Source organism: Acinetobacter sp. YH1901134 (assembly GCF_013416965.1).
In the GTDB taxonomy this organism is placed as follows: domain Bacteria; phylum Pseudomonadota; class Gammaproteobacteria; order Pseudomonadales; family Moraxellaceae; genus Acinetobacter; species Acinetobacter amyesii.
The window spans coordinates 26,338-51,951 of sequence record NZ_VPEW01000019.1 but is presented as its reverse complement, the minus strand read 5'-3'; the positions used below and the strand labels follow the sequence as shown (position 1 = coordinate 51,951).

Annotated in this window: 25 protein-coding genes and 1 pseudogene; 22 read left to right on the top strand and 4 right to left on the bottom strand. The window is 42.9% G+C overall.

Annotated elements, in window-relative coordinates; all coding sequences use genetic code 11:
• The 12 genes from FTV50_RS14915 to FTV50_RS14860 all read left to right on the top strand — a co-directional run.
• A partial coding sequence (locus tag FTV50_RS14915) for a YadA-like family protein (protein WP_180024905.1) occupies positions 1-2,110 on the top strand: 2,110 nt, incomplete at its 5' end.
• A gap of 27 nt (positions 2,111-2,137) precedes the next feature.
• Positions 2,138-3,013, top strand: coding sequence for an OmpA family protein (locus FTV50_RS14910; RefSeq protein WP_257223934.1), 876 nt, complete (start codon positions 2,138-2,140; stop codon positions 3,011-3,013).
• A 1,140-nt stretch (positions 3,014-4,153) separates the two neighbouring features.
• Positions 4,154-5,038: a transporter gene (locus tag FTV50_RS14905; protein WP_180024904.1), complete on the top strand. Its 885-nt coding sequence runs from the start codon at positions 4,154-4,156 to the stop codon at positions 5,036-5,038.
• A gap of 45 nt (positions 5,039-5,083) precedes the next feature.
• On the top strand, positions 5,084-6,418 hold the full coding sequence (locus tag FTV50_RS14900; protein ID WP_180024903.1) for an acetamidase/formamidase family protein: 1,335 nt from the start codon (positions 5,084-5,086) through the stop codon (positions 6,416-6,418).
• A 110-nt stretch (positions 6,419-6,528) separates the two neighbouring features.
• Positions 6,529-7,731, top strand: a complete 1,203-nt coding sequence (locus tag FTV50_RS14895) for an aromatic ring-hydroxylating dioxygenase subunit alpha (RefSeq protein WP_180024902.1) — start codon at positions 6,529-6,531, stop codon at positions 7,729-7,731.
• A gap of 11 nt (positions 7,732-7,742) precedes the next feature.
• A complete protein-coding gene (locus FTV50_RS14890) occupies positions 7,743-8,096 on the top strand; it encodes a hypothetical protein (RefSeq protein ID WP_179998700.1) in 354 nt (117 codons plus the stop codon).
• A gap of 12 nt (positions 8,097-8,108) precedes the next feature.
• Positions 8,109-8,600 (top strand): nuclear transport factor 2 family protein, encoded by a 492-nt coding sequence (locus tag FTV50_RS14885; protein ID WP_180024901.1) that lies wholly within the window; start codon positions 8,109-8,111, stop codon positions 8,598-8,600.
• A 34-nt stretch (positions 8,601-8,634) separates the two neighbouring features.
• Positions 8,635-9,906: a styrene monooxygenase/indole monooxygenase family protein gene (locus FTV50_RS14880; RefSeq protein ID WP_180024900.1), complete on the top strand. Its 1,272-nt coding sequence runs from the start codon at positions 8,635-8,637 to the stop codon at positions 9,904-9,906.
• Positions 9,878-10,417: a flavin reductase family protein gene (locus tag FTV50_RS14875; protein ID WP_249748891.1), complete on the top strand. Its 540-nt coding sequence runs from the start codon at positions 9,878-9,880 to the stop codon at positions 10,415-10,417. Before FTV50_RS14880 ends, FTV50_RS14875 begins: the two co-directional genes overlap by 29 nt.
• Positions 10,414-11,184, top strand: a complete 771-nt coding sequence (locus FTV50_RS14870; RefSeq protein WP_180024899.1) for an SDR family oxidoreductase — start codon at positions 10,414-10,416, stop codon at positions 11,182-11,184. Before FTV50_RS14875 ends, FTV50_RS14870 begins: the two co-directional genes overlap by 4 nt.
• Positions 11,181-11,513 (top strand): non-heme iron oxygenase ferredoxin subunit, encoded by a 333-nt coding sequence (locus FTV50_RS14865; RefSeq protein WP_180024898.1) that lies wholly within the window; start codon positions 11,181-11,183, stop codon positions 11,511-11,513. The genes FTV50_RS14870 and FTV50_RS14865 overlap by 4 nt, the downstream gene beginning before the upstream one ends.
• 5 nt (positions 11,514-11,518) lie before the next feature.
• Positions 11,519-12,511, top strand: coding sequence for a 2Fe-2S iron-sulfur cluster-binding protein (locus FTV50_RS14860; protein ID WP_180024897.1), 993 nt, complete (start codon positions 11,519-11,521; stop codon positions 12,509-12,511).
• 35 nt (positions 12,512-12,546) lie between these two features.
• Here FTV50_RS14860 and FTV50_RS14855 read toward each other — a convergent pair whose 3' ends face one another.
• Both FTV50_RS14855 and FTV50_RS14850 read right to left on the bottom strand, forming a co-directional pair.
• Positions 12,547-13,194: a response regulator transcription factor gene (locus FTV50_RS14855; RefSeq protein ID WP_180024896.1), complete on the bottom strand. Its 648-nt coding sequence runs from the start codon at positions 13,192-13,194 to the stop codon at positions 12,547-12,549.
• Positions 13,185-14,666, bottom strand: coding sequence for a PAS domain S-box protein (locus tag FTV50_RS14850; protein WP_180024895.1), 1,482 nt, complete (start codon positions 14,664-14,666; stop codon positions 13,185-13,187). Before FTV50_RS14850 ends, FTV50_RS14855 begins: the two co-directional genes overlap by 10 nt.
• A 306-nt stretch (positions 14,667-14,972) precedes the next feature.
• On the opposite strand from FTV50_RS14850, the pseudogene FTV50_RS14845 reads away from it, so the two are divergent.
• The 4 genes and pseudogenes from FTV50_RS14845 to FTV50_RS14830 all read left to right on the top strand — a co-directional run.
• Positions 14,973-15,653, top strand: a pseudogene (locus tag FTV50_RS14845) (ISNCY family transposase); the annotation flags it as partial.
• 118 nt (positions 15,654-15,771) lie between these two features.
• A complete protein-coding gene (locus tag FTV50_RS14840) occupies positions 15,772-16,143 on the top strand; it encodes a hypothetical protein (protein WP_227591936.1) in 372 nt (123 codons plus the stop codon).
• Between the two features lie 62 nt (positions 16,144-16,205).
• On the top strand, positions 16,206-17,153 hold the full coding sequence (locus tag FTV50_RS14835) for an IS5 family transposase (RefSeq protein WP_180024894.1): 948 nt from the start codon (positions 16,206-16,208) through the stop codon (positions 17,151-17,153).
• 252 nt (positions 17,154-17,405) lie between these two features.
• Positions 17,406-17,660 carry a TIGR03643 family protein gene (locus FTV50_RS14830; protein WP_180024893.1) on the top strand — a complete coding sequence of 85 codons (255 nt, stop codon included), beginning with the start codon at positions 17,406-17,408 and terminating at the stop codon, positions 17,658-17,660.
• On the opposite strand, the gene FTV50_RS14825 is transcribed toward FTV50_RS14830, so the two are convergent.
• Positions 17,657-17,809 carry a DUF2256 domain-containing protein gene (locus FTV50_RS14825; protein ID WP_180024892.1) on the bottom strand — a complete coding sequence of 51 codons (153 nt, stop codon included), beginning with the start codon at positions 17,807-17,809 and terminating at the stop codon, positions 17,657-17,659. The two genes, FTV50_RS14830 and FTV50_RS14825, sit on opposite strands and share 4 nt — an antisense overlap.
• A gap of 3 nt (positions 17,810-17,812) precedes the next feature.
• Positions 17,813-19,336 carry a cryptochrome/photolyase family protein gene (locus tag FTV50_RS14820; RefSeq protein WP_180024891.1) on the bottom strand — a complete coding sequence of 508 codons (1,524 nt, stop codon included), beginning with the start codon at positions 19,334-19,336 and terminating at the stop codon, positions 17,813-17,815.
• 383 nt (positions 19,337-19,719) lie between these two features.
• Here FTV50_RS14820 and nudC point away from each other — a divergent pair, with 383 nt between their 5' ends.
• The 6 genes from nudC (at position 19,720) to FTV50_RS14790 (ending at position 25,610) form a co-directional block, all read left to right on the top strand.
• Positions 19,720-20,493 carry an NAD(+) diphosphatase gene (nudC, locus tag FTV50_RS14815; protein WP_180024890.1) on the top strand — a complete coding sequence of 258 codons (774 nt, stop codon included), beginning with the start codon at positions 19,720-19,722 and terminating at the stop codon, positions 20,491-20,493.
• 169 nt (positions 20,494-20,662) lie between these two features.
• Entirely contained in the window at positions 20,663-21,211 is a 549-nt protein-coding gene (locus FTV50_RS14810; RefSeq protein WP_180024889.1) for a lipocalin family protein, read from the top strand.
• Between the two features lie 135 nt (positions 21,212-21,346).
• Positions 21,347-22,333: an acyl-CoA desaturase gene (locus FTV50_RS14805; RefSeq protein WP_180024888.1), complete on the top strand. Its 987-nt coding sequence runs from the start codon at positions 21,347-21,349 to the stop codon at positions 22,331-22,333.
• Complete coding sequence (locus FTV50_RS14800) at positions 22,330-23,613, top strand: NAD(P)/FAD-dependent oxidoreductase (RefSeq protein ID WP_180024887.1); 1,284 nt, start codon at positions 22,330-22,332, stop codon at positions 23,611-23,613. Before FTV50_RS14805 ends, FTV50_RS14800 begins: the two co-directional genes overlap by 4 nt.
• Before the next feature lie 9 nt (positions 23,614-23,622).
• The gene (locus FTV50_RS14795; RefSeq protein ID WP_180024909.1) at positions 23,623-24,417 is read left to right on the top strand and encodes a DUF1365 domain-containing protein; all 795 of its coding nucleotides are present in this window, start codon (positions 23,623-23,625) and stop codon (positions 24,415-24,417) included.
• Positions 24,414-25,610: a cyclopropane-fatty-acyl-phospholipid synthase family protein gene (locus FTV50_RS14790; RefSeq protein WP_180024886.1), complete on the top strand. Its 1,197-nt coding sequence runs from the start codon at positions 24,414-24,416 to the stop codon at positions 25,608-25,610. The genes FTV50_RS14795 and FTV50_RS14790 overlap by 4 nt, the downstream gene beginning before the upstream one ends.
• Positions 25,611-25,614 lie beyond the last annotated feature (4 nt).

The window sequence follows — 25,614 nt, the reverse complement described above, 5'->3', positions numbered from 1 at the left end:
AGTGGATGCGGACGGTAACCTGATCGTAGCGTTGGATAAAAATCTTGCGGCAGATTCACTGACACTGAATGGTAAAGATGGTAAAGATGGCATTAGCTTAACGGGTGCGGCAGGTAAAGCTGGCGTAGACGGTAAAGACGGTGTTACGCGTATTATTTACACAGATCCAACAACTGGTGAAGAACAACAAGTTGCAACACTAAATGACGGTATGAAGTTTGGTGGTAATACAGGTGACGTGATTGCGAAGAAACTCAATGAGCAATTAGATATCACTGGTGATTTAGCAGCAGACGCAGAAGCTACAGGTGCAAATCTTCGAGTTGATTCGAAAGATGGCAAGTTGAATCTAGTTATGTCGAAAGATCTTACAGATCTAAATAGTGTGACTGTAGGTGATACTGTAATCAATGGAGACAGCGTAACAACGACAAATCTCACTGTAACAGGCGAAACCAAGTTGGGTGATAGCTTCACAGTGAATAATGGCGGTGCAACGTATACCGGTCCGATCACTAATGGCGATCACATTACCAATAAAACCTATGTTGATGGCAAAACAGCTTCGGCAAAAACAGAGGTAACTGAAGGCAAAAATATTTCTGTTAGCTCAGTGACAGGTGCCGACGGTCAAACGATCTATACGGTTGCAACTGAAGATGAAGTTGATTTCACTAAGGTTACTGTAGGTGATACATCAATCACAACGGATGGCCTTGAGATTGCTGGCGGTCCGAGCATTACTAAAGATGGTATTAATGCAGGCGGTAAAAAAGTTACTGATGTTGCCGATGGTGAAATTAGTGAAAATTCTAAAGACGCTGTAAATGGTAGCCAGCTATATGCACTTGGAAATAATGTTACAGAGTTGTTTGGTGGTAATGCGACATATGTAAACAACCAAATTAGCTGGAATAACATTGGCGGTACTGGTCAATCAAATATTGATGACGCGATTAAGTATGTTAATGATCAAGCAGCTAATGCGAATCAAGGTTGGATAGTTGCTACAGATTCAGGTGCATCTGCAGCAAGTACTGTGAAACCAGGGGACACCGTTAATGTTAAAGGTGATTCCGCTAGTGGTGTGACTGTTAGCAATAATGGTAATGACATTACAGTTGGTTTGAGTGATCAAATTAAAGTGGGTTCCGGTAATAACGCTGTATCTATTGATGGTAATGCAGGAACGATTGAAGTTGGCGATGTGAAAATTGATGGATCAACAGGAACCATTACTGCAGGTCAAGTTACTGTAAATGGTGATGCTGGTACCGTAAATGGTTTAACCAATACAACATGGAATCCAGACAATATTACTTCAGGTCAAGCCGCTACAGAAGATCAGCTTAAACAAGTTGCACAGAATGCTGCACAGGCTGCAGCTGCTGCAAAATCTACTGTAACAGCAGGCGATAATATTACCGTTACATCAACTCAAAATGATGATGGCAGTACAAACTATCAAGTTGCGACTAATAAAGATGTGACATTTGATTCTGTAACTGCAGGTGATGTTAATGCCAGCAAAGTATCAGTAGGTAATGTAACGATTGATCAAGCTGGTATTAATGCAGGCGGTAATAAAGTAACTAATGTAGCGGATGGTGCAATTAACTCAACATCTCAAGACGCTATCAATGGTTCGCAGTTACATGCAAGTAATACCAATATCTATAACTATTTAGGTGGTGGAGCAAATTATGAGACCAATACCGGCCCTACTTATAACGTTGGGGGTGGGACTCAACATAATGTTGGTGATGCTCTTGATGCGTTAGATCAAAGAGATAATCAATTGGATCAGAAGATTACGAACTTAGGTGATCAATTACAACAATCATTCTATACAACTAATAAACGTATTGATGATGTGGAAAAACGTGCGATGGCTGGTATTGCTGCAGCAATGTCTTTAGAAACAGCTCCATACGTTGCTGGTAAATGGACATACGCAGCAGCAGCTGCACATCATGGCGGCGAAAATGCAGTTGGTGTGACATTACGAAAAACTGCTGACAATGGTCGATGGTCATTAACTAGTGGTATAGCTGCAGCGTCGCAAGGTGATCCAAGTTTCCGTATAGGTATTAGTGGCGTGATTGACTAATTAAATGTCTATCAAAAAGCAGAGGATATGCAGGGCATATTCTCTGCAACTTATGATCAAAAATATATAGAGATTGTTATTATGAAATTGTCATTTAAGTTTTTAATTTTAAGTTCTTTAGTTTTTTTTGCTAGTCAGGGGAAAGCAATCGAAAAAATTGAAGTTACTGATGAAGTGGATTTTCCTGAAATAAAGGAAAGCTATTTAAAACAAGTTAAACGTTATGAATATGATGATGTAAGTCGTTTAGATATTAGTTTAACAAAAGATCAATTTCGCCATTTATTAGGTAATCCTCAATTTAATGAAAGTGTATTTTTTGTTAAAAAATGGAATTATGTTTTAGATATCAGAATTCCAAATACACAAAATTATAAGCGCTGTCAGCTAAGGATTGATTTTGATAAAGATTATTTAGCTGAACGTTTATCTTGGAGAGGTGAAGATTGTAATAATTTTATGTATCCATCGAATACAAATACAATTATTCAACAAATTAAAGAGCCACAAACTGAAATTTTTAATTTAAGTGCAGATGCATTATTTAAATTTGATGGTTCAACACAAAAAGATTTATTACCAAAAGGACGTATTGAGCTAAATAATTTAGCTTCAAAAATTAATACTGTTTATTCAAATGTTAGTAAAATTCATCTTGTTGGTCATACCGATAGACTAGGAAGTGAATCTTACAATGCTAAGCTTGGTTTGGCACGAGCTAGCACTGTTCGAGAATATCTAAGCCAGCATGGGATATCTAACAAAATAATTAGTTATTCAAGTATGGGCGAAAAATCACCATTAACTGACGGGTGTTTTTCAATTAAAGCAAAGGATGAATTGCATTCGTGTTTACAACCAGATAGACGAGTGACTGTAGAAATTATTGGTATTCAAAAATAATCCATTTGATTAGGGTCAAGCATATTTAGTGCTTGCCCCTAGATGTAGCTGTATGAAAAACAAAATTTCAAAATTCTCTAAATTAAATTGTTTAATTTTTAAAGATTCTAAATTTCAATTAAATTATTGTGATCTTACTATGAAAGATTCTATTACACTTTTAAGTGTTTTTTTATTGCTTGTACTTATGGCTAATCAGCATAAGAGAAGTATAAAAATGTCGTTAAAGGAAATTGAATTTGAGTTGAAAATATCTGAGTCTAAGATTGTTAATGCAATAGAATGGCTTTTAATCAATAAGATTATATTTAAATATGAATCAATAGGTACCTAGCAGATCTATTTTATAAATGATTACTATTTTCCTGAAGTTAATAAAAATAAATTTTCTGAAAAGAATATTTTTATTAATGATGAAATTTTAGTTGAATTAAAAAAATGTGAAAAGATAAATATCCTACTTTAAAGTGGCTTGAAAAATTATTACATATGAATTGTTGATAATAGTATTATGAATACTCCTTGGTCCAAGATGTGATTTTTTATCTTGGACTTTTTTTATTTTTATAAATAGCTTAGTTGGAAAAAAGTTTGGAAGGTAAAACTATCATAATTTTTGCAGTTTTAACCGGCTTTGTTTCACAAAGCTGTTCTTGATGGCTTCTTCATTTGAAAATTATATCGCTGAAAAAAGCCTTTACAGATAGGTTTGTGCAACAAAGCCCTTTTGAGTAGTTCATGCAACAAGGATAACCGAATACAGCTTATAGATCGGTACGAAATATAATCACCGAGTTGGTCGTTTTTTGATTTATGCAAGATGTCTATTAAAAACTTTATAGGAGTTTTTTTGTTATATCAGGACATTTTATTGGGAGAAATAATTTCCAAAAAAATCAGGTGTGGTTCAGTTAGTCATTGCTGATCATAGGTATATCTACCTATACAAATAAGTATTCTTATAGATTCTGTCAGTTTTTTTCTTATCACATTACACGATTTTGACTATTACTCCTTAGCTTTTGCCTGATAAAAGCACAGATTCATCCTTATATTTCCCTGCCATGTTTCAGGTCTAGATTAAGTCATGAGCTTAAAGTCCGATAAACAAAGACTTTAGAAATTAGGGGAATGCTGTAAATGGTAAGAAAATATCTGAAAACAGTGGCATTGACCACATGTCTTTTCAGTAGTGCAAGTTTAGCGCTTGCCGCTGAAAATGGCGGAAGTGCTTATCCTGATGGAACAGAGAGTTTTTTTGGTGGAGCAATGCCACCACCTGGGATGTATCTCGTCAGTTATAACCAATACTACAACGCAGATAAATTTAAAAATGATCATCCAGTATTTGATGATTTTAAAATTGATACTTTTGCCACAGTTGCTCGTGGTGTCTATGTCAGTGACAAAACATTTTTAGGCGCGACATGGGGCATGCATGCATTCCTTGTATATGCCCATGCAGATCTTACATTAGGTGGTCGTCAAGATGATCACATGGCAATGGGTGATCTCATTATCGATCCATTCTTATTGGGTTGGCATAAAGGAGATTGGCATGTAGCGACAGGTATCGACTTTTATATTCCAGTTGGCTCTTACAACAAAAATAGACTCGCGAATATTGGACGTAACTATTACACCATTCAACCAATTATCTCGACCACATACTTAAATAAACAAGGTATCGAAGTCAGTACAAAGTGGATGTACGACATCAATTTCGAGAATAAGGATAGCAAATATGAATCGGGCAACGCTTTGCATGTCGATTACTTAGTCGCTAAACACATGGGACCTTTGGCGGTTGGTGTTGGTGGTTATGTACATCGTCAGATTGAAGGTGACTCAGGTGAAGGTGCTGTTTTAGGTGACTTTAAAGCTAAAGCAGCCAGCATAGGTCCGCAAGTTCGCTATCAATTCCCTAAAGGGTATGCGATCGCAGCGAAATATCAAAAAGAATTTGATGTTGAAAACCGACCAGAAGGTCAGAAGTTCGCAATTGATATCACCATCCCATTTTAAAACATTGTTACCTAAACATTAGAGCAAGCATATAGAGGTAAGGCCATGAAAATTAAGAATCAAGAATATGCAGCAGGCAGTGCTGGAGCTGTCGATTATTTAGTGGTGAATGAGTTTTCAGGCGGTATTGTGGGACCAAGCCAACGTATGCTGGGACCTTTAAAAAATGGTGGAACGTTAAAAACAGGCACACCGCCTGGCTGTTGGGGTCCAATGATTACACCTGCATTCCAAGGTGGTCATGAAGTGACACTCCCTGTCTTTATTGAAGGTGCAGAGGTAGGTGATGCTGTCGCTTTAAAGATTAAGGATATGCATGTCACTTCTACGGCGACCTCATCTGGTGTAATGCAATTTGTTGAGGGACGTTATAAAGGAGATCCATTTGTCGCGAAATATTGTGAGGCATGTGGTACTGAACAGCCTGCAAGTTATGTAGATGGGATTGGCGACGATGCGATTCACTGTAAAAACTGTGGGGCAGAAGTCAGTGCTTTTCGCTTTTCACATGGTTATGTGATTGTGTTGGATGAAGAAAACAAAGTGAGCTTGACGGTCAACCAAGAAATTGCCAACAAGTTAGCTGGTAATGCCAATGAGCTTTCTGCATTACCTGAACATGCTGCACAGCATTCTATTCTATCACTAGCGCGTGCTGACATGCCAGGGGTTGCTGCGCATATGCGTCCATTCCTCGGCAATATTGGTACGACACCTTCACGTGACTTACCAGACTCTCATAACTGTCACGACTTCGGTCAGTACTTGATTAATGCACCGCATAAATTCGGAATGACTGAAGAAGAGCTTATCGCAGCCAAAACTGACGGTCACATGGATACCAATTCGATTCGTCCAGGCTGTATTTTGATTTGCCCTGTGAAAGTACCAGGTGCAGGTGTCTACATGGGAGATATGCATGCGCAACAAGGCAATGGTGAAATTGCAGGGCATGCCACGGACGTTTCAGGCGAAACAGAATTACAAGTGGAAGTGATTAAAGGTTTAACAATTGACGGCCCAATTTTACTTCAAGCACCAGATGACTTACCACCAATGGCACGTCCATTTACCAAGGAAGAGCGTGAAAAAGTGAAAGCTTTAGGTGCGCGTTGGGGACAAACTGAAATTGAGGAAAGTGGTCCAATCACATTTATGGGAACAGGTAAGAACCTCAATGATGCAACGGACAATGCTTTAAATCGAGCGGCAAAAGTCACAGGTTTAAGTGTGGATGAGGTCATGAACCGTTGCACCATTACAGGCTCTATCGAAATCAGCCGTTTACCAGGAATGGTACGTGCAACCTTCTTATGCCCAATGCCAATTTTAGAAAAACTGGGGATCGCAAACTTAGTTCGCAAACATTACCAACTTTAATTCATCACGTGAATGGTGGTTGATTAGCGTGTTTCAAACGCTGTTCACAAATAAGCATGAAATTTACTGAACTTAAAACTTAGAAAAGAGAACTTGAACAGGAGTGTCCTATGAACAGTAATGCAAAACTTCGTTGGGGCGATTTATATCCAGAACTTGGTATTGAGCCGATTCCAACCGAACCATGTATTTCACCAGAGATCTATCAAGAGGAAATTGAAAAGGTTTTCTCAAAAGTCTGGTTGAAAGTGGGGCGTGTAGAAGAAATACCAAATAAAGGTGACTACAAAGTTAAACGCTTAGATTTTGCTAAAACCTCAGTTATTTTAATGCATGGCAAAGATGGTGAAATCCGTGGATTTCATAACATTTGTTCACACCGTGGCAATAAAGTTGTGGTGGAGACTGGCAATGAAACCTTTGGTTCAAATAAAGCTGCAGTCGTGACTTGCCGTTTCCATGGCTGGGTTTACGATGCTAAAGGTGATTTGGTCAGCGTGCCGGAAGAAGAAAAATTCACTTCTTGTTTTGATAAAGGTCATAACGGTTTGGCGCCTATTCGTACTCAAGTTTGGGAAGGCTTTATCTTCATCAATTTGGATAATGACGGCACTCAATCTGTTGAAGAATTCCTCGGTGATATGGGTAAACATTTAGGGGGTTACCCTTTTCATGAAATGGAAGAGTGCTTTGCCTATAACACCTTATTAAATTGTAACTGGAAAGTCGCTCATGACGCATTTGCTGAAGCCTATCACGTTACAACCATTCATGCTGGCTCTTTCCCGAATGTCTTTGCTTCAGGCCTACAGGAAGTACAGTTGTTTGGTGATCACCGTACCTGTGCAGTGTGTCTGACCAAGAATGCCAATCCAAAACCTGCTGCAGCATTGTCGGGCGAGATTACAGGTGCCTCTTTAGTCAATCACTATGAACGTGTTCAGTTACCAAAAACAGTCAATCCAAATGACCGTGATGACTTCTCTTTCGAACTGTCTGTCATTTTCCCAAACATTTTGGTGCACGTGACTGAAGGGGTGTGGTTTACGCATCAATTCTGGCCAGTTGGGCACAATCAAACACGTTGGGAAGGTCGTTATTACATTCCTAAAGCGAAAACTTATTCGGAGCGTTGGGCACAAGAATTTGCACAAATCTTACAACGTAACGCTTGGTTAGAAGACACCGCAACCATGGAAGACACTCAAGCAGCCCTTGAATCTAAAGCGAAAAAAGTGATGCACCTTCAAGATGAAGAGATCTTGATTCGTCACGGTTACCACGTACTTGAACAATATTTAAATCGCGCATAAGGAGAATGCACATGTCAAACATCATTTCACAGTTGCCAGCTGACTTTGCAAGCTTAGAACCTTTTGTTGCGAAATGGGCTTTAGGAACGGGTAAGCAACGCCATGAAGCGCGTTTGAACTCAACCAAAGAAGAATTGCAAGCATTTTACGATGCTATTTTGCCCGAAATGCGCAAGCTACTTGCCGCACTCGATCAATATGCCCTAGGGACCTTACCTGAAGAGCTTCATAAGTTGTATTGGTTAAGTCTCAGCTTTGCTGAAGTTGCACCACACATCGAGCTTTATAAGGGTTCAGTTGGCGTACCGTATGCATTTGCGGAGAACCGTTTCATTTATGAAACTGGTGACGTGGTCAACGTTTAAGAGGAATACAGGATGAGCCAGCACAATCTAGAACAGCGTTTGCATTATCTGGAGGCCTGCGAGGCGATTCGTGGCCTGATCGGTCGCTATGCAACAGCGGCTGATCAGCGCAACAATTCAGCCATTTTACAGCATGTATTTCACCAAAATGCCGTTTGGTGTGCTAAGGGTTTTGGGGAGTATCAAGGACGTCAAAATATTTTAGAGGCATTGTCCAATATTGCAGAGGCTCAAGTGTTATGGAGCTTACATATTATGGCCATGCCCGATATACAGCTCCTAGATCAAGACCATGCAAAGGCAACTTGGATGTTATGGGAAGTCTGTAATTTAGCCGAGGAATCAACAACAGCAGCAACAGATCAAGTTAAATCTGCAACGACCTGTTGCTTAGGTGGATTTTATAAAACAGAAGTAAGTCGGAATGAGCAGGGTGAATGGAAATTTGAACGCGTCGAATTGAATTTGACCTTCAATCAACCCTATCCGAACACAGTTAAATAGGCACTGAATCAATACGGCCTAAGGGGAATTTAAGATGAGAAAAATTGCAATTATCGGTGGTGGACAAGCAGGTTTATTACTGGCGTTCTCACTACTCGAAAACAAATATGATGTCACTTTATATGTAGATCGCCCTGCGGATGAGTTGTTACATGGTCGTATGGTCAGTACCACAATGTTTTTTGAAGGAACTTTAGAGTTAGAGCGCAGATTGGGCTTAAATTTTTGGGATGGGAAAGCGCATCGTGGTCAAGCATTGCATGTCGATTTTCGTGCACCAAACGGCGATATCATGTTACCTGTGACAGGTTTTTTACATGATAATGACGGTATTGCCATGGACCAACGAACCAAATATCACCGTTGGTTAGAGGAATATCCGCGCCGTGGTGGCAAGCTCATCATTCAAAATGTCAGTCCAGAAGATTTGGAAGTAATCACTGTTGAAAATGATCTGACGATTTTGGCAGCAGGTAAGGGCAATATCACCAGTTTATTCAAACGCAACGAATCACGCTCAGTACATCACACTCCTCCTCGCAAATTGGCTGCAGCACTCGTCGTAGGTGATGATTTATGCGGTCCAAACAGTTGGCAAGGTCAACCATCTCAGACTTTGCATTTTAATTTTGTTGCAGGTGCAGGCGAATACTTCAGTATGCCGTTCTATAGTCACACGCATGGTCCATGTCGTAGTTTCTTATTTGAATGTGTACCGAATGGTCCAATGGATATCTTCGATGATGTGACATCTGGCGAAGAAATGGTCCAACGCATGAAAGAAGCGGTTGCCAAAGTAACACCAGATCAAAGCTTCCGTATGGTCGATAATATGGAATTAAGTGATCCAAACGCATGGCTCAAAGGTGCATTCCGCCCTGAAGTTCGAGATCCTGTTGCAACCTTAGATAACGGTGCAAAAATTTGGGGGATTGGAGACACTGTCATTGTAAATGATCCAATCGCAGGACAAGGCGCAAACAATGCAACCCGTATGGTGGAGCATTATTTAGCTGCGATTTTAGCACGAGGTGATGAAGACTTTAGTGCAGATTGGATGACAGAAGTATTCGAGCAATTCTGGGAAAAGTCAGGTCGCTATACGACTGAATTCACGAATCTATTGTTAAATCCACCAAGTGAGAGCTTATTACAAGTATTAGCTGCAGCCTCACAGAACCAAGCGATTGCGGATGACTTTATGGGGCATTTCAACAACCCATGCGGTTTCTGGCCAGCCGTAGATGGTGCAGAAGGGGCTAAAGAATATCTGTCACGTGAGGAGTTTCAACATGCAGCTGCCTGAAGTTTTGTGGCAGGACGTTGACCTAGCTGAAGCGAAAGCGCTTCGGCAGGCCTTCGGCGGTTTTGCCACTGGTGTCGCGATTGTCACTTGTCTAGATGAACAGCAACAACCTGTTGGTCTTACGATTAATTCTTTTAGCTCGGTATCTCTTGATCCTGCGCTGGTGCTCTGGAGTCTAGTCAATCATTCACCAAGCCGTACAGTTTTTGAAAATTCAGAATACTTTGCCATCAATATTCTGGGAGCCGATCAGCAAGAAATCGGACTCAATTTTGCTAAGCCCATTCCAGACAAATTCCAGCATGGGAGCTGGAATCTTGAAACTACTAAAGCACCGCTACTGGAAGGTTGCGTAGTGCAGTTTATCTGCCGCCGGGAACAGCAGATTGAAGCAGGCGATCACCAGATTTTCTTGGGGAAAATTGAACAGTGCCGACATAGCAATCAACGCCCATTACTGTTCTGCAAAGGGCAATTTACCGAATGGCCACAATACAAGGAGGTTTCATGACCAATTTGAATAATAAAGTGGTTCTGGTCACTGGGGGCGCAACTCACATTGGCCAGGCAGTAGTCAAAGAATTAAAAAGTTTGGGGGCGGACGTCATTATTGCTGACATTAACGAAACTCAAGGCAGGCAGGTGGCAGCTGAAACCCAAAGTCGTTATGAATATCTAGATCTCGCTAATGATGAAAGTATTCAAGCTTTGGTTAGTAAGCTGAATAGATTAGATATTTTAGTGAATTTGGCCTGTCTGTATGAAGATCATGGCTCACAATCTACACGTAACGATTGGCAAAATACATTTAATGTGACCGTGTTTGGTCATGCAGCTTTGGTACAGGTATGTAGACCATTGCTGCAGGCCAGCAATGATGGGGCTGTCATTAATATTAGCAGTGTTAGCGCCCGCATTGCCCAAAAAGAGCGTTGGGTTTATCCAGCCTCTAAAGCAACCTTAGAACAACTGACCAAAAGCATGGCATTGGATTTGGCTGCTGATGGTATTCGTGTTCATGCTTTATCCCTCGGATGGACCTGGTCGGTGCCGATGCAGATGATTTCAGGTAATGACCGTCCTAAAACTGATCGAGTCGCAGGCCGTTTCCATGTGCTAGGCCGTATTGCCGATGCTGAAGAAGTGGCTGAAGCCTTAAGCCTATTATGTAGCCCGAAAGCGAAACTGTTGACCGGCAGTGTGATTCATGCTGATGGCGGTTATCACACTTTGGGGCCTGAAGCGACAGATTCACCGATTGAGGAGTTAAGCAAATGAATATCAAAATGGCCAATATTGCAGAAAAATTTCTTTGCCTGACTTCCGATATTGAACAGGGTGAAGGTTTACAGGTGATTATTGAGGGATATCCGCCATTGGCGGTGTTCCACCTAGAAGATGGTGAATTCTATGTCACTGATGATACCTGTACCCATGGTGATGCTTCACTGGCTGATGGTGAAATTGATGGCTGTGAAGTGGAATGTCCGTTTCATGCCGGTGCTTTCGATATTAAAACCGGTGAGCCTTGTGGAGCACCTTGTACCATCCCGCTAAAAACCTATCAGTCTATCGTCCGCGAAGATCGGATTTATCTTGTGGAGTGATACCGATGTATAAAATCCAAATTGAAGGGCAAGGGGAATTTCATTGTGCAGCAGACGACGTGCTGCTGCGCGGCGGCCTTCGTCAAGGTCTTGGTTTACCTTACGAATGCAATGCTGGTGGCTGTGGGACTTGTAAAATAGAAGTGCTATCTGGTGAAGTAGATAATCTATGGGCTGAAGCACCTGGATTGAGCGATCGTGATAAACGTAAAGGTCGGTTACTGGCGTGTCAATGTCGTCCTAAATCGGATTGTGTTATTAAAGTCCGTTTAGATGAACAATGCACGCCTAAAATTCTGCCAAAACAACAGGCCGTCAAGCTCAAATATGTACAGCCGATTACACACGATATTTTAGAAATCCATTTGCAATCAGAGAAACCAGCGCAGTTTATTCCAGGTCAATATGCTTTGCTTTCAGTAAACCAGCAATTATTACGTGCTTATTCTATGTCGAATTTGCCGAATGATGAAGGCATGTGGGTATTCCAGATTCGCCGTGTAGTAGATGGCAAAATGACCAATCTGCTATTTGATGAGCAACAGCGACAAAGTGCTGTGATTCAGATCGATGGCCCATATGGTTTGGCACATTTACAAGAGCAGCCACGACCAATTGTTTGTGTCGCTGGTGGTTCAGGTCTAGCACCGATGTTGGCAATTGCCCGTGGAGTCGCAGTTAATCCACAACTACAAAATCATAAGGTATGGTTCTTTCATGGTGGACGTGAACAGCGTGATCTACTGACAGAAGATCAGTTAAGGGATTGGACTGAATTAGGTTCACGCTTGAATTATGTTCCAGCAACTTCATCTGAATTGATCGAAGGTATTCGATCAGGCTTTATTCATGAAATCATTCATGATGTTTTAGGTGAGCAACTGATCCAACATGAAATATACTGTGCTGGGCCACCGCCAATGGTAAAATCTATTGAACAAATGGCGTATCAGGCAGGTATTCCACACCAACAAATTCATTTTGATCGTTTCTTTTAATCGAAGATATCATTTTTCTCCCGCTCAGGCGATGGTTAACTCATCGCCGGTATTGAGCGATCACGACAAATCAAGACCATATTGACGATCTGTGCGATAGATTCAGTTCCTAATTTCTGACGAATATGAGTGCGGTGAATTTCTACTGTTTTATGGCTGATATTCAACATTTGTGCGATATGTTTACTCGAAAGTCCATCGACCAATAAATTGATAATCTCACTTTCTCTTGGTGATAAAGATTTCAATTTAATCATCTGTTCTTGACGTTTTTCTTCTTCAATAAAGTCTTGTTCAGCAAGTTGCAGACAGGCTTGGATTTGATTAAGCATATGCTGTGGATTAAAAGGTTTTTCTAAAAAATCAAATGCCCCAGCTTTCATCGCATTGACCGACATTGGAATGTCGCCGTGACCAGTCATGAAAATGATTGGCATACGGATTTTTTGTTGATTCAATTGTTGTTGTAGTTGCAAGCCACTCATCCCTCGCATACGAATATCAAGGATTAAACATGCAGGCGTTTGCGGGCGCTGAAAATTTAGGAATTCAGTAGCATTATTGAATGTTTTAGTTTCGAGTTGCACTGAATCAAGCAACCATGTGAGTGAATTACAAATGTCTTGATCATCATCTATCACATACACAATGGGCTCGGGAACATGAGAATTAGTTAAATACATTTTGCACGCTCCTGTGCTGCTAAAGAGATATTAAAAATGGCACCAGACTCACCTTCACAGACCCATAAGTAGCCATGATGATTTTCAATAATGCTGCGGGATAGCGTCAGACCAATACCCATACTGTCTTTTTTGCTAGAATAAAATGACTCGAATAATTGTTCAGGATTTTGACCCTGTAATCCTGGGCCGTTATCAGCAATTGCGATACGGGCATGTTGGTTGTGCTCCCAAGTACGGATAAAAATGTCGCGCTTTCCTTCTGGGTTACGTTGTAAAGCATCTACAGCATTAAAGACCAAATTAATAATGACCTGACTAAATAAAGTTTCGTCGGCAGAAATATAAATAGGTGAAACGCTTAATTCATAATGTATGACACAGCCAATTTGATCTGCTTTTAAGCCTATCAGTGGATGTAGATCCTGAATCAGTTTATTTAGAGAGTGAACTTGAAAATTGGCTTCGCCCTTACGTAAAAAGCTACGCATACTGTGAATGATTTTATTGACCCGCTGGGTCTGATCTAATGCTGCATTCATAGCGTCGAGTGTTTCAGTGGTATTTGCCAAACCTTTCTGAATCCGAATAATGCTACCACCAACATAGTTGTTTAAAGCTGCAAGTGGCTGATTCAATTCATGTGCAAGTGCGGTAGCTAACTCACCCATAGTTTTGCAACGTGACATATGACCAAGTTGCTTTTCTCGAGCACGTGCTTTTTCTTCAGCCTCAATACGCTCAGTGATATCACGATAATTCACCAATATGCCCTGAATATCAGGGTGATCTAATAAGTTACGATAGGTTGCCTCGTGGTGTCGCCATTTGCCATTATGATGCATGATTTTATAGTGAATCACACCAGCAGCTTGGTGAGAGGATTTTCTAAAAAGTAACTGGCGTACATTCATGCGGTCATCAGGATGAATCACATTCAAGATATTTTTGTTGAGTACAAAACGGTCGCGGTAACCGAGAATACGTTGTAGAGAAGGGCTGGCATAGAGCAACTTACCTTGCAAGTCGAGGATAGCAATACCATCTCCCGAGTGTTCCAGAAGCATCTTGAAATATTGATCTCTAGATTGTAGAGCATACTGATATTTTTTGATTTCGCTAATATTGCGGACAAGTGCTAATAGCTTAGGTTGATGCTCAATCTCAACTGTTTTTAAACAGACTTCGACCGGAATTTTTCGTTGATCTTGGGCTTGGATAATCCACTCAAACGTAATCGCTTCGTGGCTAGCAGCCTGCTGAACCTTTTTTAAGGCATGAAAAAAATCAAAACCATGGCTATGTGCGCTGATTTTTTCTACACTCATTTTCGTTAATTCGGATTTACTGTAACCGGTGAGGTTTTCAGCTGCTTCATTTACGTCCATAAATTCGACACTGCCGATATCATGCACAAAAATAGCATCACCCGCTTTATCAAAAATGGTTTGATAATAATTTAAGCTGGTCATTATGTTCCTTACCTTGGATGGCGTCCGGCTATCTGGTAGAGGTATGTTTGATCTTCACTGATAAACACTTGTTGTTATTTTATTCGATAATGCAGCAAATTGTGCAGTAGTGCAATTAGACTTAGAGTCTTATTACATACTTTAAACAATATACAAATGCTCATTTAAGTGTTTATCTCTATCCCTATTTATTAAGCAAGGTTAGTACCATATTCACGTTTTATTTTGACTAATAAAGGTAAATAATTTTTATTCTTTATAAATACAAAGAAAACTTTTAGATATAAGAAGGTATTCTCTTTTTAAAAAGACACCAAGATTACCCAGTTTGGACGTGTTCTGAGCAATTTCAATATCGATATCATTTTCGCTAACTCCCCTCAAGCCAAAGGCCGTGTAGAACGCGCCAATAGAACGCTTCAGGACCGTCTGATCAAAGAGATGCGTCTAGAAGGCATCAGTTCAATTGCAGATGCCAATAAGTGGCTGCCGTGCTTTATTGAGCAATTTAATCGTAAATTCGCCAAGATGGCCTTTAATCCCAAGGATCTGCACCGGACTATCACTGAAACAGCCGAAGAATTAGATGATATTTTTACCTGGCGTGAACTCCGCAGGGTTACGAACAGCTTGACGATTACTTATGATAAATGCGTATATATTTTGGAAAACAGCGAAGAAAATCAAAGATTGGTCGGCAAGTATCTTGAGTTCCTGGAATATCCGGATGGTACTGTAGCCATTGAATATCAGGGAAGAAAAATCAATTACAGCATCTTCGATAAATTAAGTCAGCTCAATCAACGAGAGATTGTTGAGAATAAACGTTTGGGTTCTGTGGTGGCACATATTCAACAACAGCATGAACAACTGGAACACCAAAACAAACGCAATCGTTCTCAAAAGATGCCACGTAGACAAGCACAGAAAACAGCGATTGAACAACGAAATCTGAATCCTGTGCTTGACTTGGAAATGTCCATATAGGACATTTCTACTTGGGAATAACAAAAAAAGCCTAGACACTAGTCTAGGCTTTAAACTTTAAAAATACATAAAAATCAGTGTAATAGATTCATTTCCAGAACTTCATATAACGTGTATCATGTTAGTTTTAGGGAAATTAAAAAGTAAAATGAACTTAAATCTAAATAATAAAAAATTTGTAAATGCTAAAAATACATCTAATGGGGAAGTATCTCACGAGACTATATTTAATTATTACCAAGTAGGTGAGCGTATAGAAGCTACCTATTCTGGTGGCAGTATTACCAATGGACATTTACTAGGTTTGATGACTTCTGAAAAAACTTTCACTATGGCGTACCACCACATCAATGAGATGAATGAATTACGTATAGGGGAGTGTAATACTGAGATTCAGATCCAAGCTAATGGGAAAATTAAGTTAATTGAAAACTGGCAATGGCGTAATGGAGACTGCTCTACAGGCGAATCAATACTTGTTGAAGTGTAAGATAGAGAGGCTTTGTTGCACAAACCTATCTGTAAAGGCTTTTTCAGCGATATAATTTTCAAATGAAGAAGCCTACACACAAAATCTATCGCACAACCAATTGGCCCGCATATAACCGAGCACTCATGAGTCGCGGAAATATTGCCATTTGGTTTGATCCTGCTACGCAATGGTATGCTCCATCAAAAGGCAAACAAGGGCGAAATCAAACCTACTCCGACGCAGCTATCCAATGCTGCTTAATGATTAAATCCTTATTCCGTCTATCTTTACGTATGGTCACTGGCTTTGTGCAAAGTCTGATTAAACTTTGTGGATTAAATTGGACCGCACCAGATTACAGTACGCTTTGTAGAAGACAAAAGCATATTGATATTGCAATCAGCTACCAAAAAAGTAGCGATGGGCTGTATCTACTCATAGACTCTACAGGCATGAAGTTTCTAGGTGAGGGCGAATGGAAACGCAAGAAACATGGACCTGAATATCGTCGCCAATGGCGTAAACTTCATATTGGTATAGATGCTGAAACCCTTCAAATACGCGCCATTCAACTCACTACAAATAATGTGAGTGATTCACAAGTGCTTGGTGATTTACTCGATCAGATTCCACAAGATGAGCAGATTGACTCTGTTTATACCGATGGAGCTTATGACACCAAGCAATGCCGTCAGGTCATTGCAGATCGGCAAGCGCATGCGGTGATTCCACCTAGAAAAAATGCGAAACCATGGAAAGATACAAAGATCAGCTCGCTAGCGCGAAATGAATTACTTCGAACGGTTAATCTTGCGAAGCAGTGCTTCTCAGGCAGGACATTATGGAAAAAATGGTCCAGCTATCATTGCCGAAGTTTGGTCGAAACTAAGATGCATTGCATCAAATTATTGGGGGATAAACTCAGTGCAAGAAAATTTGATAGCCAAGTCAATGAAATTCATGCACGTGTAGCAGTCCTCAACAGATTTACGGAATTAGGTCGACCACTTACCCAAGTTACGCCTTAAATTTGGCTCAATTAGGGGGGCTTTGTATTTCAAATCTTTGTGCAACAAAGCCCTTTTAAGTCCTTATGGATATTCGACTTATAGAGGTAACTAAGACTTAACAGGGCTAGTTTAACTAGCCCTTTTAGTCGTGCTGAGTCCCTAAACTACAGAAAAATCACAAAAAATTCATGATTGTATTGTTATTCTTTTAGTCAGATTAAAGTCGATAAAGCTTATTAACGCTTCGTGATGATTAAAAACGAGAATGGTATGAATCAATTTTCTGAAGAGGACTTATCCAGAATTATAGAAATGGCTTGGGAAGATCGAACTCCTTTTGAAGCTATTTTATGTGAGTATGGTTTAAATGAAGCGACGGTGATTCGCTTGATGCGGCAAAATTTGAAACACAGTAGCTTTAAAATGTGGCGTGCACGCGTGACTGGCCGAAAAACCAAACATCTGCAGTTGCGTTCACCTGATGTGATACGGGCCTATTGTTCACGCCAATACAGGCGTTTCTAAGTGTTTGATTTTGATAAATTTCTGGACTCACGTTTACATCGTTCAGAACAGTATCGTACTTTCTCCCAGCAACGGTGCCATTTTTTGCGCCAAGTAAAAGGGCGCAAGCAGTGAATACATATTTTTTCAGGGAGATGCTGTTTTTTCATCGTTTATAACTCATTGATCCGGCTAAGAAGCTGCTGGGCATGGCTGATGATCTGCTGCCGATCTTTCAATTTGTCCAGCTGCCGATAGATCATGGCCATACGTGGATGGGTACGGAATATCGCTTCATGCCGGATCATGAAATACCAGTACAGGCTGTTGAACGGACAGCTGTCTGGCTCGGTACGGGTTTTGACATTGTAGCTACAGTGTTTGCAGTAATCCGACATCTTATGGATGTAATTGCCCGAAGCCGCATAGGGTTTGCTGGCCATCAAGCCGCCATCGGCATGCATTACCATGCCCAAGGTGTTCGGTAGTTCTACCCATTCATAGGCATCGGCATAGACTGCCAGATACCACTCGCTGATCTGCTGCGGGTCTACACCAGTTAATAAGGCAAAATTTCCAGTCACCATCAAACGCTGAATATGATGTGCATACGCATGCTGAAAAGTAGTACGGAAACATTCAGCCATGCAGTTCATCTGAGTGCGGCCAGTCCAGTAAAATTGTGGCAACGGGGTTGAGTACTGTAGCGCATTGCGGCTGGCATACTCCGGCATGTACAGCCAGTAAATTCCGCGAACATATTCGCGCCAGCCGAGGATCTGCCTGATAAAACCTTCCACTGCATTCAGTGGTGCATGACCGTCATAGTAGGCAGCTTCTGCCGCATCACAGACTTCTTTGGGCAGTAACAGACCACAATTTAGATAAGGCGAGAGCAGGCTGTGAAACAGCATGTCTGCACCCTGAACCATTGCATCCTGATAATCTCCAAAATGCGGCAAACTGTGGGCAATGAAATGCTCCAATGCAAGCAGGGCATTGCTGCGCGTGGTGGCCCAGTGAAAATCGGCAAGACTGCCAGAGTGATGGGAAAACTCGCGTTCAACCAGTTCCAGTACATCCAGATCAATCTGATCCCGTTCAAAATGAAGTGCTGGAGGCAATGGCGGACTGCCTGACCAGGCCTTGCGATTGGCACTGTCATAGTTCCACTGTTGTCCAAGCGGCTGCTGTCCCTGCATCAAGTAGCCGGTCTGCTTGCGCATTTCCCGATAAAAATATTCCATGCGCAGCGTCTGGTAACGGCTGGCCCAGTACCGGAACTGCTCCGGATTGCAGAAAAAACGCTCATCATTCAGGCACTTTACCGACAGTTGCAGCTGCTGGCTCCAGTGCTGTTCAATCTGCTGCTGCAAGCGGTATTCTCCGCATTGGGTCATGACTAGTTCTGTGACAGGGAACAGCTGTTGCTGTCCCTGCACAAAATCTAGCAGGCTGCGAATCGGACTTCCGGACTGAAAAGCATAATAACGTACACGCCAGCCCTCGGCCTTGAGCTCTTTGGCAAAATGACGCATGGCGCTAAAAATCAGGGCAATTTTCTGCGGATGATGCGCGACATACGTGGCTTCCTCAACCACTTCGGCCATCAGGATCACATCCTGGGTACGGTCCAGCGCTTTGAGCGTAGCAAGCTGATGATGAAGCTGGTCACCTAGAATTAAACCGAAACGCATACCTATCTCAGAACCAGTGAAAGAGAGCGCAGTGTAAAGCCGAACAGTTCAATTTTTTGTGAAAATAAAGATCAACGTGCATGTTGAATCAATTCAACTCGACCAGATGATCAGCTGGCATTGCACAGGAATCATGATTGCTGCAATAAAAGACTGTCCATCTCTGTAATGCTACAGCCCATTGATGAAATTCACATTGCATCATTCCTTAATGCATAGGTGGTGTGAAAATTATGTGATTTTAATCAAAAAGATACAAATTATTATGGTTGTAATTCAGGCAGCTTGCACCTAGTATCTGCTTAGAAGTTACTCCATGTAAGCTTCCTTAGTTTTGTCCCATACACTCCTATGTATGGGATTTTTTTTAATCAGTGGATGTCATGAGCATGCATTCAAAAGCATATATTTTTAGACAGCAACAATTACTAGTGGATGAGCATTTTCAGTTGCCACAGGTAGCAAGATTGCAGCATGATCTAGACCTCTCGGAAAATGGCAAGATCATTGCACGTGATCTTAAAGAAGACGAACCAGTGCCTAAAGGTTATCAATTGGTTCCGATCCGGCAACTGGTGCAAGTCTGGAGCAGACCGCAGTTTGAACAGGCCAGCCGTGCGGTACAGTTGCTAGAATGGCGTCGTAATCACCGCTTTTGCAGTAAATGCGGTCACGCCACCCAGCAGCACGCCAGCCAGTATGCCATGGTCTGTCCATCCTGTGGCTATAACCAGTATCCGCGGGTGAATCCTTGTGTAATTACCATCATTACCCGGGGTGCAGATGAAATTCTGCTGGCAAAAAATGCCCGCAACAAAACCCAGATGTACAGCCTGATTGCCGGCTTTGTTGAAGTCGGGGAAACCCTGGAAGAGGCAGTCCGCCGTGAAACGCTGGAAGAAGTGGGGCTGCAGATCAAGAATATTCAATATCTGGCCAGCCAGCCATGGCCGTTTCCCAGCAACCTGATGATGGCTTTCAAGGCGGAATATCATGCAGGGGACATCCAGATTCAGGAAAATGAACTGAGCGATGCGCAGTTTTTCAAGTTTGACCAGTTACCAGAAATTCCGTTCAAGGGCAGTATCGCCTATGCCATGATTCAGCATGTGATGTATGGAACGCCTGTTGCAGATGACAGCAAAGAGTGGCTTTGAAACAGCAATCCTGTTTGGGGCTCTCAAATAAACTGCGATAACGCACTGGGTCCTGAATATTCAGATGGCATTTCCTGACCAATAGACCCTGAATCGCAGCATTTGATCTTCACACTTTGTTCACATCCAGCTGGGTTATCTTAAGGCTGTAATTAAACAAGGCTAAAAAATGAACATGCGATTCAAATCGGTTTTTGCAGCGACGGCACTGGCCATCATCAGCTTAAGTACCACGACCCGAGCAGAAACTGCTGCGTCTCAGGCAGTCGATCAGGTGGATATCCAGCAGTATGCAGGCAAGTGGTATGAAATTGCGCATTTACCGATGTATTTTCAGCGTAAATGCGTCTCGGATATCACGGCGCAATATAGCCTCAATGCCGATCAGACCATGCGTGTCTTGAATAGTTGCCGGATTGGCAACGGTGAGATGATCAGCTCTGAAGGAGTTGCCTATCCGCAAAATGCGGGCAACAGCAAACTGAAGGTCAGTTTTTTGCCGCAAGGCTTAAGATGGATTCCGTTTACCAAAGGTCATTACTGGGTATTACGAGTGGATCCGGAATATAAAGTGGCGCTGGTGGGTGGACCGAGTAATAAATATCTGTGGATTTTATCGCGTGAACCGCAACTCGATGAAGCCACCTATCAGTCCTATCTGGAAACCGCAAAACATTATGGTTATGACGTGACAAAATTGATCAAATTGCCGCATTAATCTGTTACCCTTTTGCCGAACTGCCTAGTCTCTCTACAGTTCGGCTTTTTTTATTTACTTCACATAAAATTCATATCTGACTGATTACACTCATCAAATAGAATAAAGACAATCGCTTGAAAATAGGATGAGTCCATGTTGAACAGTCTGATGCGATGGATAGACAGCTGGTCTACACCCACAGCGCCCGAAACACTGACGGCTGAAAACAGCAAGATTCAGTGGCTGCGGATTTTGCCCTTTATTCTGTTGCATCTGGCCTGTTTCGCCGTGTTCTGGGTGGGAGTGTCGTGGTTTGCGCTGGGCTTTATGCTGCTGTTCTACCTGATCCGCATGTTTTCCATTACGGCTTTTTTCCATCGTTATCTATCGCATAAAACTTTTCAGACCTCGCGCCCAGTCCAGTTCCTGTTTGTATTACTTGGCACCATGAGCGCGCAGCGTGGTCCGCTCTGGTGGGCGGCGCATCACCGCTATCACCATCGCTATACCGATACCTTGCAAGACCCGCATTCCTCGACGCATGGTTTTTGGTACAGCCACGTCGGCTGGTTCTTAAACGAATACAACTTTGCAACGCGTAAAGAAGTCATTAAAGACTGGCTGAAATATCCGGAACTGATCTGGCTAGACCGTTTCAGCTTAATTGTGGTGCTGCTGACCGCGGGCGGGATTTATGCGCTAGGGGAATGGCTGGCCATCACCTGGCCGCAACTCGGTACTTCCGGCCTGCAATTGCTGGTCTGGGGCTTTGTGGTTTCCACCGTGTTACTCATCCATGCCACCTTATGTATCAATTCACTGGCGCATCATTACGGCAGCCGGGATTTTGACACTGAAGATCACAGCCGCAACAATTTATTTCTGTCCATTATTACCTTGGGTGAAGGCTGGCATAACAATCATCATTATTATGCAGGCAGCACCCGGCAAGGCTTTTATTGGTGGCAAATTGATGTCACCTATTATCTGCTGAAACTCATGTCCTGGCTGGGGCTGGTCTGGGGACTCAAGCCGATTCCGGCACGGGTCTATGAAGCCAGTAAAATTGCCCAGGCTCGGAAACAGAAAAAAGCCGCTACGGCAGGCACTCACACGATTCAATCGAAGGAATCACCATGAAAATTGCGATTATTGGTTCAGGTATTTCCGGTCTGTATGCCGCCTGGAAACTCAGCAAAGTGCATGAAGTCACGGTCTTTGAAAAGAATAATTACTTTGGAGGCCATACCGATACCCATCAGCTGAATATAGACGGCGAACAGGTCGCAGTAGACAGTGGCTTTATTGTGTTTAACGAGCACAACTATCCACTGTTCTGCGCCATGCTGAAAGAACTCGGGATTCAATCGCAAAGCAGTGACATGGGCTTTTCGGTGAACAATCAGGTCACGGGCTTGCAGTACAATCCATCGAAAAAATTCTCGCTGCTGTTTAGACCGCAAAACTTTTTAAAGGCTGATTTTCGCGCGATGTTGTCGGATCTGTTCCGCTTCTATGCCGCCAATAAAGATCTGGATGTGGAGCAGGTTGATGTACAGCTCAGTATTGATGAGTATCTGAATCAGCATGGCTATTCCAAAGCCTTCCGTCAGGAACATCTCTATCCGATGTGCGGGGCACTGTGGTCCTGTCCGGTGGAGCAAGCCGGACAGATTCCGTATAAGTTTGTGGTGAGCTTTTTCCAGCATCATCGCATGTTGCAGCTGAAAGACCGTCCTTTGTGGCTGACGGTCAAGGATGGATCGGCTCGCTACGTTCGTGCCATTCAGGCCCAGGCGAATATTAGCTTCCGCAAGATGGGCGTTTTGCATGTCTCGCGGAGTGCCAATGATGTGCTGATTGAAACTCAACAAGGCAGTGAACGTTTTGACTGGGTGATTTTTGCCAGCCATGCTGACGACAGCCTGAAGTTACTGAAAGACCCGTCTGCACAGGAACTGGATGTGCTCGGCAAGTTCCGCTATCAGGATAACCGCATGGTGGTACATTCCGATACCTCTATCATGCCCAAATCCCGTCGCCAGTGGGCCAGCTGGCATGTACACGTCACGCCGACTAAGGCCACTGAACAAACGCCATTCAAGCACAGTGGCACACATTATGGTTTCAGCTACTGGATGAACCAGCTGCAGAACCTGAAATGCAAAACTCAGGTCTTTGCCACCCTGAATCCTAATTTTGCCCTGGATCCGAAAAAAGTCTGGGTAGAGCGGTATTACCGCCATCCGGTGTTTGATGCCCCGGCGATTGAAGCACAACAACGCTGGGCCGAGGTCAATGCCCAGAACCGCACTTCATACTGTGGTGCTTACTGGGGCTGGGGCTTTCATGAGGATGGGGCGCGTAGCGCATCATGGGTAGTCGATCAGCTATTGAAACAGGCCGAACAGGCCGCCTAGGAGCACATGATGCAGATGTATCCACTGGCGATTGCCTCTGCCGAAATCCGGCACCGACGTTATTTGCCCAAAGCCCATGCTTTTGAGACCCAGCTAACCTATCTATGGTTTGATCCGGATCAGCTCGCGACCTTTACCGGTAAATCCTGGCTCTGGTCTTCCAGCCGCTGGAATTTTCTGACCCTGGATGAGCGCGATTTTCTGAGCATGGAATGTGGTTCAATCCGGCAGAAAGTTGCACGCCTGCTAATCAAGCGGGAAAACTATCTGTTACCGCATGCCGCTTCCATCCGGGTGCTGGCCTTGCCGCGCACACTGGGTTTCCGTTTCAATTCCGTAGTGTTTTATCTGGTCTTTGGTGCCACCGACCAGTTGCTCTTTGTGCTGAGTGAAATCACCAACACACCGTGGAATGAACGACAGGTCTACATTCACGACTGCCGGAACAATGCAGACGAACATGCGCCGTACCAGAGTCACCAGTTTGACTTTAAAAAGGCCTTTCATGTGTCGCCGTTCATGCCGATGGGGCTGGATTATCGCTGGCGCTTCAGCTTTTCGGATCGGCAGAACGTGATTCATATGCAGCTGTTTGAGCAGGGAATCTTGCAATTCGATGCCACCCTGAAATTTTCCTTGCAGGCCATCACGGTTCCTTCACAGCAGCATCGCTATGCTGTACTGAAAGTTCTTGAACCCTTCAGGATGGTCAGCGGAATTTATCTGCACGCCTTTCGTTTATGGAAAAAGAAAATTCCGTTTTACCGACATCCTAAAAAAGAAAAAGGAAACACATTGCGATGAAGACACTATTCATGGGAGAGCAAAGCACACTGCCGGTGGTACTGCGCCACCTGCTGAAATTACGCCATGGTCAGCTGATTTTTAAAGGCGTCTGGAACGGGGCTGTCGGGGAAAATAGCGATTTACAGGCGGTGATACAGGTGCATGATGTCCGTCTGATGGATCTGCTGTTCCGTAATGGTGTACTGGGTGCTGCCGAAGGTTTTATCCGTGGCTACTGGAGCAGTGAAGATCTGGTCGATGTGATCCGCATTTTGGCACGTAACCGCGATGTGCTGGACCAGATGAATCAGAATGCAGTGGCCAAAGCCAGCCAGTTACTGTTAAAGGTCTGGTATAAATCGCGCAAGAATTCGATTGATGGCAGCCGCAAAAATATTGCCGAGCATTATGACCTGAGCAATGACTTTTTCAAGCTGTTTCTGGATTACAGCATGATGTATTCCAGTGCGGTATTTAAAGAGCCGGGCATGAGTCTGGAACAGGCTTCGGATTATAAAAAAGAGCTGATCTGCCAGAAACTGCAACTCAAACCGATGGATCATTTGGTCGAAATTGGCAGCGGCTGGGGTGGTTTTGCCATTTATGCCGCGCAGCAGTATGGCTGCAAGGTCACCACCATCACCATTTCCAGAGCACAGTATGATGAAGCGGTCGCGCGAATAGAGGCAGCAGGATTATCCCATCGCGTGACTGTGCAGCTAAAAGATTACCGCTTACTGGAAGGCAAATACGACAAGCTGGTGTCGATTGAAATGATCGAGGCCGTAGGTGAGCAGTATTTACCAACTTATTTCCGAAAATGCCGCGAGCTCCTCAAGCCGAATGGTCTAGCGTTGATACAGGCCATCACCATTGAAGATGCACGCTATGCCAAAGCCCTGAATACCGTTGACTATATCAAGCGCTATATTTTCCCGGGCAGTTTTATTCCCTGTATCAGTGTCATGACCCAGACCGCTTCCGAACAAAAACTGCGACTCAAACATCTGGAAGATATCGGCCAGAGCTATGCCCAGACCTTGCACTGCTGGCGTCAGCGTTTCTTGCAGCAGCATGATCAGGTACTTGGGCTTGGCTTTGATGAGCGTTTTATCCGCATGTGGGATTTTTATCTGTGTTATTGCGAAGGTGGCTTCCGCGAAGGCGTGATCAGTGATGTACATCTGCTGTTCGAAGCCAGTGCCTACTAAGCCA